The 12,658-nt window shown below is 37.8% G+C and carries 9 protein-coding genes; 5 read left to right on the top strand and 4 right to left on the bottom strand.

Annotated elements, in window-relative coordinates; genetic code table 11:
- The first annotated feature begins 136 nt into the window (after positions 1–136).
- From ACOH2D_RS13730 to ACOH2D_RS13710, 5 genes are all read left to right on the top strand, one after another.
- Entirely contained in the window at positions 137–1,504 is a 1,368-nt protein-coding gene (locus ACOH2D_RS13730) for a DUF3472 domain-containing protein (RefSeq protein ID WP_449535552.1), read from the top strand.
- Between the two features lie 617 nt (positions 1,505–2,121).
- Positions 2,122–4,896 (top strand): aconitate hydratase AcnA, encoded by a 2,775-nt coding sequence (gene acnA, locus ACOH2D_RS13725; RefSeq protein ID WP_449535551.1) that lies wholly within the window; start codon positions 2,122–2,124, stop codon positions 4,894–4,896.
- Positions 4,897–5,507: 611 nt separating this feature from the next.
- Complete coding sequence (locus ACOH2D_RS13720) at positions 5,508–6,176, top strand: ferredoxin reductase domain-containing protein (RefSeq protein WP_348036388.1); 669 nt, start codon at positions 5,508–5,510, stop codon at positions 6,174–6,176.
- A 5-nt stretch (positions 6,177–6,181) separates the two neighbouring features.
- Positions 6,182–6,544 (top strand): DUF488 domain-containing protein, encoded by a 363-nt coding sequence (locus ACOH2D_RS13715; RefSeq protein ID WP_348036389.1) that lies wholly within the window; start codon positions 6,182–6,184, stop codon positions 6,542–6,544.
- A gap of 169 nt (positions 6,545–6,713) precedes the next feature.
- On the top strand, positions 6,714–7,358 hold the full coding sequence (locus tag ACOH2D_RS13710; RefSeq protein ID WP_449535550.1) for an SDR family NAD(P)-dependent oxidoreductase: 645 nt from the start codon (positions 6,714–6,716) through the stop codon (positions 7,356–7,358).
- Positions 7,359–7,450: 92 nt separating this feature from the next.
- On the opposite strand, the gene ACOH2D_RS13705 is transcribed toward ACOH2D_RS13710, so the two are convergent.
- The 4 genes from ACOH2D_RS13705 to ACOH2D_RS13690 all read right to left on the bottom strand — a co-directional run bounded on the left by ACOH2D_RS13705 (position 7,451) and on the right by ACOH2D_RS13690 (position 12,517).
- Positions 7,451–7,663: a hypothetical protein gene (locus tag ACOH2D_RS13705; RefSeq protein ID WP_449535549.1), complete on the bottom strand. Its 213-nt coding sequence runs from the start codon at positions 7,661–7,663 to the stop codon at positions 7,451–7,453.
- A 735-nt stretch (positions 7,664–8,398) separates the two neighbouring features.
- A complete protein-coding gene (locus ACOH2D_RS13700) occupies positions 8,399–8,851 on the bottom strand; it encodes an RES family NAD+ phosphorylase (RefSeq protein WP_348036393.1) in 453 nt (150 codons plus the stop codon).
- 2 nt (positions 8,852–8,853) lie between these two features.
- Positions 8,854–9,273, bottom strand: coding sequence for an Xre family toxin-antitoxin system antitoxin (locus ACOH2D_RS13695; RefSeq protein ID WP_348036394.1), 420 nt, complete (start codon positions 9,271–9,273; stop codon positions 8,854–8,856).
- Between the two features lie 352 nt (positions 9,274–9,625).
- Positions 9,626–12,517, bottom strand: a complete 2,892-nt coding sequence (locus ACOH2D_RS13690; protein WP_348036395.1) for an alpha-amylase family glycosyl hydrolase — start codon at positions 12,515–12,517, stop codon at positions 9,626–9,628.
- Positions 12,518–12,658: the final 141 nt, after the last annotated feature.

Raw genomic sequence — 12,658 nt, 5'->3', positions numbered from 1 at the left:
CTAACATGTGGACTGTGGTAAAACTGTTTTTAGGATTGATTTATCATGACCAAGAGCATCACACGTTAATCGGAGCGATGGATAAAGAAATATAAGTGTACAAATTGTCACAAAAAATATAATTTTTTAAAAATAAATGAGAGTAAAAAAAATAAAAAGCAGACTTCTTAGTCCTTCCACAATCATTTTGTCAGCCTTAATGATGAGTACGTTGAGTTCTTGTGATGCCTGGAAGAATCAGAAAAATTTGGAGGAAGTAAGTATTCAGTCAGCAGAATCATTTTCCTTTGAAATACCATCTAATGGCAATAGTTGGGTAACCAATAATGTTGAATCCAATAATATAATAATTACTCAAAATGGCATCAGAAATTGGTCAAATCCTACCACCGTAATTAAAACCTATTTTAAAACGGAAAATATCGGTAAAATTAATTTAGGTCTCAAATTAAGCGCCTTTGACAAACCTTTTAAAATTAAAGTTTCTTTAGGTAATGATACCAAAGAATTTGCTATTGAAAAATCTGATGGGAAGGAGGTTTTTATAGGGGAATTTAATATTGTTTCACCAGGATATCAAACTATTGAAATGCAAGGCTTCGATAAGGAGGGTGCTGTTTTTGCAGATATTGATGCTTTTTTAATCGGTGGTCCAGCTACAAAAGGCAACATCTATTTTATAAAAGATGATTTTTATTTTGGTCGTCGTGGTCCATCCGTGCATTTAACTTATGAATTGCCTAAGGAACGAGAAATCGAATATTTTTATAACGAAATCAATGTTCCAGAAGGCGAAGATGTCATCGGATCGTACTTTATGGCGAATGGCTTTAAAGATGGTTATTTCGGGATTCAGGTCAATTCTGAGACTGAGCGTCGCATTCTGTTTTCTGTTTGGAGTCCGTTTGATACCCAGGATCCCAAAGAAATTCCTGACGATTATAAAATAATTTTAAAGGGTAAAGGCCAGGGCGTTAAAACCGGAGAGTTCGGAAATGAAGGTTCCGGCGGACAAAGCTACAAGGTGTATGATTGGAAGGCCAACACGACCTATAAGTTCTTATTGAAAGGTGTGCCGGTAGTAAATAATTCAACCGATTATACCGCCTATTTTTTCACGCCAGAAGATAATCAATGGCATCTTATCGCAAGTTTCAGAAGACCAAAAGGCAGCGGAAATTTGGAAAAACTATATTCGTTTTTGGAAAATTTTGTGCCTTCAACTGGGAATCTTTCGCGAAAAGCCAATTATAATAATCAATGGGTCTATACCACAGATAAACAATGGGTAGAATTGACGAAAGCCAAATTTACGGCAGATGCCACGGCTCGCAAAGAATCGCGATTAGATTATGCTGGCGGTGCGCTTGGTAATGAGTTCTTTATGGAGAATTGTGGCTTTTTTAATGAAACCACGCCAATTGATACCGAGTTTACAAGAACAGCAAATGGAAATCCGCCGTCAATTGATTTTTCAAAATTGGAAGTGCCCAACAAGTCATAGGTTAACTGCGTAACAAAGTTTAAAATATCTGATGGCGATTAAATCTTTGCCATGATGATTTCAGTGAGCTCAGTTTCCCAGGAAGTCCATTCATCAATATTTATTGCCTAATTTTTTTATTTTTTATTTGATTATTAGTAGAAGCAAAATCTCTGAGTTGGATTCTCAGAGACTTTTGCTTTTTTTTGTTCCCCAACTGAAGTTGGGGGTATTCAAAACTCCACCATTAATAACCTCGAGTTTTAGCTCGGGACATGTAAGTGTAAGAGAAAAGAGGTTTTGTTTTTAATCGCTTTGCGATACCTAAAATAGGTTAGTCATTTCTATATTTCATTGGTTATTGGCTATCGATGTCGCTCATTTTTATAGGGATAGGACGCATTTAGTTTGATAAAATCCGTAACTTTAAAGGACTCAAATAAAAATACTGACCTTTTGAAATAGCGTGTTTTTAATATTGAGGTAGGAAGTGGCCTCATCTTCCTGAAAATATAAACTCATTATTTATTTCAATTTTCTATGATTGGCGTTGTCCAATTATTTTTTTGAATATCAGCGAGCTCCCAACTTACCTACTGATTTTACAAATAGAATAGCTAACATAAAAACATATCGGCATGGCAAATGATCCTTTTAAAACTAAAAAGCAAATCACTGTAAATGGTAAAAACTATGATTATTATAGTCTCGAAGAACTCTCTCGTCAAGGTTATCAAATTGATAAACTACCATTTTCCATCCGGATTCTTTTGGAGAATGTGTTGCGCAATTTTGACGACTTCTCCGTTACCAAAGAAAATATTGAGACTCTAATTAATTGGAAGCCGAAAGGCGTCGATAAAGATATTCCTTTTAAACCTGCGCGGGTGTTGATGCAGGATTTTACGGGTGTTCCAGCGGTCGTTGACATTGCTGCACTTCGGGCTGAGGTGGCCCGAAAAGGGAAAGATCCAAATACGATTAATCCATTGGTGCCGGTCGATTTGGTCATCGATCACTCCGTTCAAGTGGATTATTTTGGCACCGAATATTCCTATCAGCGGAATATGGAAGAAGAATATAAACGTAATATAGAGCGCTACCAATTTTTAAAATGGGCGCAACAATCCTTTGATAATTTTAGCGTGGTTCCGCCAGGAATGGGGATTTGCCATCAAGTCAATCTAGAATACTTTTCAAAAGGCGTGATTGCACGCGACGGCATGCTATTTCCAGATACTTTGGTAGGCACGGATAGTCACACGCCCATGGTTAACGGGATTGGAGTGGTCGCTTGGGGCGTTGGTGGGATTGAAGCCGAAGCCGCTATTTTGGGGCAACCCCTTTATTTTATCATGCCAGAAGTCCTCGGATTGAAGCTGACCGGGAAATTGCCTTTAGGTTCCACCGCGACCGACTTGGTGTTGACCATTGCCAATGTCTTACGAAAACAAGGCGTAGTCGGCAAATTTGTTGAGGTTTTTGGCCCAGGTCTGGATCATTTATCGGTGCCAGATAGAGCGACCATTGGTAATATGTCGCCTGAGTTTGGATGTACGATTACCTATTTCCCTATTGATGATAAAACATTGAAGTACATGCGGGAAAGTAATCGCTCAGAAGAGCAGATTAACTTAGTCGAAACCTATTGTAAAGCCAATATGTTATGGCGTGAGCATGAGGATCGCATTAATTATACGGAAGTTGTGGAATTGGATGTTTCCAAAATTGAACCGACCGTTGCAGGGCCAAAACGTCCGCAGGATAAAATCCTTTTAAAGAATTTCAAGCCGAAGTTCATTGATTTGCTGAGCACTTCTTTTGAACGTGAATATATAGAACATGAAGATCGAGACTCCGTCATCCGATGGAAGAATGAAGGTGGCAATCAACCGACTCCGCCGCCGAAAGAACTGTCGGAAGACACAAAAATTGAAACCAAGGAACAAAACGGACTTAAAACGGTTTGGATTGATAAGGGCGAGCAAAAATTTTCAATCTCCGATGGTTCTGTTGTGATTGCTGCCATTACATCTTGTACCAATACCTCAAATCCGTTTGTGATGGTTGGTGCCGGATTGGTCGCTAAAAAAGCAAGAGAACGTGGTATTGACGTCAAGCCTTGGGTAAAAACCTCTTTGGCGCCAGGCTCAAAAGTTGTGACGGATTATTTGATCAAAGCGGATTTACTCAAAGATTTGGAAGCCTTACAGTTCCATTTAGTGGGTTACGGCTGCACCTCGTGTATCGGAAATTCTGGTCCGTTGCCACCCGCCATTGCCAAGGCGGTCGATGAACATGAACTCGTGGTCTGTTCGGTGCTTTCTGGAAACCGTAATTTTGAAGCGCGTGTCCATCCGCAGGTAAAAATGAATTATTTGATGTCGCCCATGTTAGTGGTGGCTTTTGCCATTGCAGGTCGCGTGGATATTGATTTGATTAATGACCCCATCAGTCGCGATAAAAATCAAATGCCCGTATACTTAAAGGACATTTGGCCCACCGATGATGAAATTAATGCGGTTCTTAAAGAGGTGCTTTCGCCAAAAGATTTTGATAAAAACTATTCCGAAATTTTTGATGGGAATGAGATTTGGAGAAATTTGGAGATTCCAAAAGGCAGTTTATATGAATGGGATGATAGCTCTACTTATATCAAGGAAATACCCTTCTTTAAAAATATTTCAGACCAAGCGGCACCACTTCAAAACATTGAACATGCACGTGCCCTTTTAGTGTTGGGAGACAGTATTACGACCGATCATATTTCCCCAGCGGGATCTTTTAATGAGCATTCTGCAGCCGGACAGTATTTAATCAGTCAAGGCGTTAAGAAAGAAGAGTTCAACTCCTATGGCAGTCGACGAGGAAATGATGAGGTCATGGTGCGTGGGACGTTTGCCAACGTGCGTATCAAAAACAAATTGGCCAAACAAGAAGGTGGTTTTACGACCTATTTGCCTTCTGGAGAAGAAATGACGGTTTATGACGCCGCAGTTAAATATCAACAAGATCATACACCTTTAGTGGTGCTGACTGGTAAAGAATATGGAAGTGGCTCCTCACGAGATTGGGCTGCGAAAGGCACGTTTTTGCTAGGAGTAAAAGCCGTTTTGGCGGAGAGTTACGAACGTATTCACAGAAGTAATTTGGTAGGTCTTGGGGTTTTGCCCTTACAATATCAAGAAGGCGATACGGCGGAGAAATTAGGATTGGACGGTACAGATATTTTTGCTATTTCAGGAATTTCTGAAGGCTTGACACCACATAAATTGGTAGATGTGAGTGCAACAAACGCAAAGGGTAAAGAAATTAAATTCAAAGCGATTGCGCGATTGGATTCCCTTATAGATATTGAATATTATCGAAATGGTGGGATTCTTCAATATGTGCTGCGACAGTTTTTGGATTAGAAGAGGATTGGAGGTTGTTGACCCGCCCGAACGTGGCTTTTCGGTATGGGCGGGTTGAAGATTGATGATTTCTGAATTTTAGAAGTGTCTGAGAATGACGAATATCGAATGTTGAAAACCGAATGATGAAATATTGGGTTAAGAAATCGAAGTTGAGTTCTGGCTATTTTAAACTTAACTGTTCGTTTGGCACTTTAACATAGGCTGGATTTAAATGTAAAAGACGATACTTTGTATGAATCGCCGATGCCAATAAATAATAGTAATAAAAAATAGCAAATATCCAATAACGAATGTTGAATAACGAATGATGAAGTTTTAGCGAGTGAAGTTGAGCTTGAACTTCAAATTGAAATCGAGAATGAACTTGAAGAGCGACCTATTATTTTTAATGTTTAATTGTGAACTGCTCTACATTGTTCAAAGAGTCCGTTCCAATAAAAAATAGTAATAAGAAATATCAAATATTTTGTATCCTATATCAGAGCTTTAAACTCTAATCGCGTAGATGCTTTACAAACAGCGCATCCCAATAATAAATAAAGAATAACAATAGAGAATAGTTCAAGCCAATAAAAAATAGAAATAATAATAAAGAATATAGCGAAGCTATGAAAAATCAAGTAACCATAAAATCGATTGAACATGCCACGCATGACGTGTTGCATATTGTAGTCGAGAAACCTGAAGGAATGGACTTTGAGCCAGGGCAGGCGACAGAAATTTTCTTGGATAAATTAGGATGGGAAAATGAGGGGCGCCCCTTTACTTTTACCTGTCTTCCAGAAGATCATTATCTGGAGTTTATGATCAAAACCTATCCGTCGCACAAAGGCGTAACCAATGAGCTACTGTCTTTAAAAGCTGGAGATCATCTGATTGTTAATGATGTTTTTGGGGCCATTGCTTATAAGGAAGAAGGCACATTTATCGCTGGTGGCGCTGGTATAACGCCTTTTATTTCGATTTTTAGAAATTTAAAAAAGCAAGGAAAATTGGGAAGCAATAAACTCATCTTCTCCAATAAAACCAAAGGCGATATTATTCTTGAAAAGGAATTTAGGGAGATGTTAGGTAGTAATTTTATCAATATTCTTTCTGATGAAACCATAGAAGGTGTTGCGCATGGGCGTGTCACAGAAGATTTTTTAAAAACCTGCGGACTTGCTTATGACAAATCATTTTATATCTGCGGTCCACCACCGATGATGGAAGCGGTAGAAAAGATGTTGGCCAATTTAAATGTCAAGAAAGAACAATTTGTGGAAGAAGTATTTTAAATCTCATGAAAACAATCCAAATAAAGCGGGTATATGAGGATCCTTCATCAAGTGATGGCTATCGGATTTTAGTGGACAGGATTTGGCCTCGTGGCGTTTCAAAAGAAGAAGCCAAATTAGAGGAGTGGAACAAGGATTTAGCACCTTCCACCGAACTTCGGAAGTGGTTTGATCACGACCCAGATAAGTTTGAAGACTTCTCACTGAAGTACAAAAAAGAACTTAAAAACAGCACCGACGATTTAAAACGCCTTTTTGAAAAAACTAAAGACAAGACAGTGACTTTACTCTATGGCGCAAAGGACACCAAGTTCAATCAGGCGGTGGTGCTTAAAGAGGTTTTGGACGGTTTTCTGGATAACAGTTGAGCCTCCGATTATTTTCCCTCGGATTTTTTGCTGTCATAGTCTTAAATCTGAGGACTGTTTTTTGAGGGTTTGGAGAAACATAAAAACAAACTAAATTCAGAAAGCTTTCAATTATAAATTTCAGCGTCACTAGCTTTAAGCGGATGGTGACAAAGCCTATACTTATCAAATGTCAAAAAATTTAATAATAATCGGAGCAGGTCCAGGACTTAGCAAAGGAATAGCAGAAAAATTTGGAAAAGAAGGGTTTAGAGCGGGCCTTATCAGTCGTAATTCCGAAAAATTAGAACGCGAAGTTGCCGGTCTGAAAAATATGGGCATCACCGCTTTCTGCGCAATCGCTGATGCTAGTGACAAGAAACAGATCGCTAAAGCGCTTCAGAATCTTCGCGAGAAAATGGGGAAAGTCAATACCTTAGTCTATAATGCTGCGGTTTTGAAACGGAAAAATATAATGGACGAAACAACGGAGGTGCTTCTTGACGATTTAAAGGTTTCCGTAATAAACGCTCTGTTCGCTGTACAAACGGTTTATGAAGACCTGAAAGAAAATCAAGGCACCGTTTTATTGACTGGCGGCGGACTTGCCATTAATCCAAATCCCGAATTAGGTTCGGTATGTTTGGGAAAAGCAGCCTTGCGAAATTTGGCATTTCAATTAAATGAGACATTGAAAAGTAAAAATATCTACGTAGGAATAGTTACAATATGCGATCAGATTAAGGAAGACAGTACAACGCATTCTCCAAAAATCCTAGCAGATATATTTTGGCAACTTCAAGAAAACAGATCAGAAGTAGAAATAAAGCATTGAAATTAATGTAGTTTTTAAGTTTTAAAAAATCTCTTAGTTGATCAGATACAGTCTTTTTTTTGAATGGAATTCCTTAGCTATTTAATGAGCTCTTATTTCCGTGTGTATTCAAAAGACTCATTATAATTATATCCAGCGCCCATTACCAGTAAAACAGCGCCTTTATTACTGAAACCTGCATTGATAAGGAGTTTGTCATCTTTAGTCAGGCCAATTCTTCTTTTATCATTTACGCAACCTCCAAAGAGAAATGGAATTCCGTTGCAGCTTATAAAATTATTATTTAAATAAAACAAATTTTTCAAGATAGAGATTGGCTTAACATTGATTTTCTATGGATTGAAAAGAGGTCAATGCTAGCTTTTTATTTAAATCTTGATTTATTATAAAATCGTAGGCATTATTATATCGCAATGAATCCTGAGTTTGATTATAGGTGTTTCATTTGCTTTGGTTTTGGTATTTTTTTAAATGATGGAAAGAATACATGCCATTCAAGTTCGTAAGATTTGAATCTTTTAAATGGTCAAGATCTTGTCTGAAGTTTTTTTGGAAAAGGAAGCGCAATTTAAAATCGTTCCACTCAGTAGTATTAAAATAAAAAAATTTATGTTTTGTTTTGTCATTTTTCAAATTATACAGATCCCATTATTTCCCTACTAACATACATTAAATCTCTGTAAGTGTTTTTCGGGTGTAGAACATTGTTTTGGAAGTTTTTATAAGATTGGTGATCACTTCCAAGCGCTTATTATTATTATTATTATTATTATTATTATTGGAGAACCCAACGGGTTTTTTCATTGAGGAATTGATGTTTGCTATAACTATTTACTCATGTAAGTAGTTATAGCAAAATACTCATTTAAATAAATTTAGTAATAATAGCTGTTTAATTGATGAGATGGCTTCGTGCCTCGCCATGACGGCTGCTCTAAAGATGAAAAACCGAATGAGTTTTGAAGATAATTGGAGTTGATAGTGGAAAACACCAATAATGACTAATAGTGGATCAACACTGCTCAACCGATGAGTTTTATTCAAAATAACCTCTCGTCAAAAAAATAATCTTCATTTCTTACTAAGGCGACTTTCTCAAGAAATAGGGGGTGTTTGGTGTTAATGATGTAATTATATTCTTGTGAAATTACGGCAGAAGGCACTTTTAAGACTAAAGTGCGCTTTTCTTTATACCAATCGGAACCAATAAGTTGTAGTTTGTAATAAGCTTCAAACGAACGCCAATTTGGTGGTAGCTCTTTTATCGCAATTTGCTCATATAAATCCTCTTCATCAGCTATAGATAGTATCATAACTTCATAATCTGGAATTTTGTTTATGGAATTGCGATGAACAACAAGCTCTAATGTTGATAACGACCTCGAACAGCCTGCGTAAATAACGAATTCTCCATCTAAATTCCATCTGTTTGCTACTCCTGAACTTGATAATACTTTCGAATAATTTTTATGTGAAATGCGAAATACTTCCATATTTAGGCATTATCACCATATTCAATTCCTGTTAATCGGTCTTCAATATATCTAATTCCCGAAATTGTTTTGAAAAAGTCAACAGGTCGGGTTTCATTGAAATGAAAGTTTGGCTTTTCCAACCATTCATTAAAGGCTTCTTGGGAGCCAAAAACGCGTTCTCCTTGTTTGTATAAGGAGAAAAGTAGAACTAGTTTTTCTTTAAAATTAATGTTCAATTTAGCTTTAGAACTCCGATAACTTTGAAAGGTTTTTTCACTAACTTCAAACCATTCAGAAATCACTTTGTCAGTTGAATGCGTTAAGGCCTTGAAAATTTTGACCTGCTTAGTGCCTAGTTTTTCCGAATGTAAAAAAGTAATGACTTGACTGTCTGAAATGTTTGCCGGAATGTCTTTAATGATATCGTTTGTTGTTTCCATGTCCTAAATTTTATTAAATTTACGTAAATGTTCTTCATGAATAACGTAAAACTACGTTTTTAACAATGACTGACTTGCTAAATCAATATTAAAATGGATAATATATTTTGGATGTCTACACAGTTTAAGTAGTTTCATATGGTTTCTAACAACAGGTGGTTTCTTCCATACAACATCGAAATTGTTGGCCAAAGCGCCCATAACAGCAGGTGTAAATATTATTGTTTTTTATTCTAAATTAATAATAGCTGTTTAATTGATGAGATGGCTTCGTGCCTCGTGATGACTGACACTATTAAAAAAAGCTTCTCATTTCTGAGAAGCTCCTTTTGATTAGAAAATATCAGCTAGACTAAAGCTTGATCAACTTTGAAGTCAACACCTGTCCATTCTTATTTTCAACTTTTATGAGATAGATGCTTTGGTTCAAATCAGAAATGTCAAAACTATCCGAGGGCGTAAAAGTGCCTTTAAACGATTTGATATGTTTTCCGGTTAAGTCATAAATTTTAAGTGCACTCACTTCTTTGTTGATTTTAAAAGTTTTGTTCACAGGATTCGGATAAATGGCGAAACTTGAAATATCTTCAAAGGTGTTCGTGCTTAACGTTGCAGCCGCATTTCCGAAAATTCGAAACTGACCTGCAGGAATGTTTACCGTCGCCATGTTATAAGTGGTGTTTCCTGTGGCGTCCATCAAATCATACCAGGTTTGTCCGGTTGGAATGGTCGTATTCATCGTTTTTGAAGTGACATCAAAATTTGCTAAAACAATCACTCTATTGAGGCTGCTCGCTGGTAAGGTCGTATCAAAAATGGCGATGGATGGTGTCAGGTTATTGGAGGTCATTGTATAATCACCTTTAAAAACTGGTTCACTGGTTTTCAGTGCGATCATGCGCGCCCAATCGTTATAAATTTTATTTCGGTGCGTATCGCCCGTCCAGTTTTGTGTCCATTGGGGTTGCGGTTTGGTGTCCAATTTGCAGTCGCCTGTCGGGTTGCCAGCATCACCACCTTTATCTATGGGATCGTCTGGTATATTTATTGTTCCATTATTGCAGGTAAAGATGGAGTTTTGCATGCCCAATTCGCCAAAATGCCAGATCATTTTCGGGCCTGGAACGGTCAAGGTCACGGCACCCAAAGCGGACATCCTTGACAATGCTGTATTCAAATCTTTCACATCATGAGCACTGTTTGTACTGTTTCCATATTGAAGAATTTTATACATCAAACGCTCTTCATCATGGCTTTCAGCGTAACCCATAACACGAGGCCCTAAAAATTGAGGTCTTGATTTATGACCAATGCCGCTTATATTAGCGGTGTATCCCATGGTCAATTGGTTATAAGCATGGTTCATGTTGCCCCACATCATGATGCCTTTACCTTCATTGTACTTGTAGTTGGCCCATTCTTTTTCTTCGTTTTCTGAACCTAAATGCTCGAAAATAATATAATGTGTCGGATCCAACGACCAAGAATAATCGGCATAATCTTTTAAAATTTTAACACGGTCCGCTTGATAAGCGTTGGTGCAACTTTCATCGTTTTCCGTACAGTTTTGCGTAAAGCCTTTGGTCAGATCCCAACGGAAACCATCAATTTTAAACTCTTCGATCCAGTGTTTTACCACACGTTTCACGTAATCTTGAGTCCTTGGATTGGAATGGTTAAAATCAGAACCTACGTTATAAGTATGTCTTGGGGTGGTATTGAAGTATGGGTTTTCAGAACTTGGATTGCCCCAACCATCGCCGTCGGGATCATTCATCCACATGCGCACCATTGGATTTCTGCCAAAAGCATGGTTGAGTGCCACGTCTAATATGACGGCAATCCCGTTTTGATGACAGAGGTCAATAAATTCTTTGAGCTTGTTTTCGGTGCCATAAAATTTGTCCAAAGCCATATGAAAAGCGGTGTTGTAGCCCCAGCTTTCATTGCCTTCAAACTCCATGACTGGTAATAATTCGATCGCATTGATATTTAGTTTTTTGAAATAATCGATCTTGTCAATTAAATCCTGAAAATTACGATTGACATCAAAATCCCTGATCAAAACTTCATAGACCACTAAATCCTCTTTTTGAGGTTTAGTGAAATTGGGAACTTTCCAATTATAAGGTGTTTGGCCTGTTTGTAAAACCGTCACTTCTCTTTCTTGTCCAGCAGGATACGGAGGGAGGTTAGGGTAGGTCGACGCAGGAATACCAGGATCATCAAAAGGTGATAGTACCAAGGTTGAATACGGATCGGCCGTTTTTACAAGGGATGGAGAGTTTGCCAGCGGCGTTTTATCCACGACCCAATATTGATAGGTTTCTATTTTACCGGGGGTTAATCCTGATAATCTGATCCAAAATTTATTGTTTCGTGTGGGATCTTTCTTCATAGCATAAGTGGCGTCTGGTTGCCAATTATTAAAACTTCCAGCGACGTAAACAAAATCTTTGCCAGTAGCATAAAGTACCAAAACTGCTTCCGTTGTACTCAAATACGTAATACCATCTTGATAGGTAGTAGGCATAATCGCTGTGTTTGATCCTGGATCTACTATTACAGTGAATTTTTTAGTAATGGTACTTCCGTCTAAAGTGACTTCTAATAAGTAATTGGTGTTTTTTGTAATATTGGAATGTGTAAAAGCATAGTTGGAGATGTTAGCTTGCGAATTGATAGCGGTGGCATTACCTACTTCTTTCAATACATAAGAAGCGTTGCCTCCCGTATTTTGTGCGGTAATGCTCAAGCTGCCTCCAGAGTTGATCACGGTAGTGGATCCGTTGACAGGTTGGCTTAAAGCCACTTGAAATGTGCCAACGTCCACATTAATGTCTTGCGATTTTTTATCGCCAGTACCATCTTTCGCTTTAAGTAAAAATCCGATTCGTCCTAAACCAGTTCTGTTATAAAAGGTTGATGGTGTAAAGGAAATACTATAGGTGTCAGTGTTAGTGTTATAGGTCAGTTTGTTAGCTTCACTGGAGACCTCCCAACTCCCATTGGTAGGGCAGTCCTGTTGATTGCTAAGATTGAGGTCATAGGACCATGACCATAAGTACAGTTCGTTATTGGTTACTCCCCATGCGGATTCATTAATAGTGTTGCCATTAAAAGTGACAGTAATATTCTGGTTTTCTTCAAAGGGAGAAGGCGACACTGAATAGGTCACAGTTTGCTTTTGGGCGAGCGAAAAAAGCGGAATTAAAAAAAGTAATTTAAGGTAGAGATTCTTCATGTGTCTATAGGATTGAATTCGTGTTTCAGAACCTCAAAAAAACGGTCTGCAATTGATAAAGCTTAGTCATGATATTATTCATTTTTGCTTAAAATTAAAAAGGGCTGTCATAAACTAACAGCCCTTTTTTATAGTACACCA

The sequence above is a fragment of the Gelidibacter sp. genome (genome assembly GCF_053579655.1).
The sequence above is the reverse complement of the archived record's forward strand: the minus strand, read 5'-3'. Positions and strand labels throughout refer to the sequence as shown.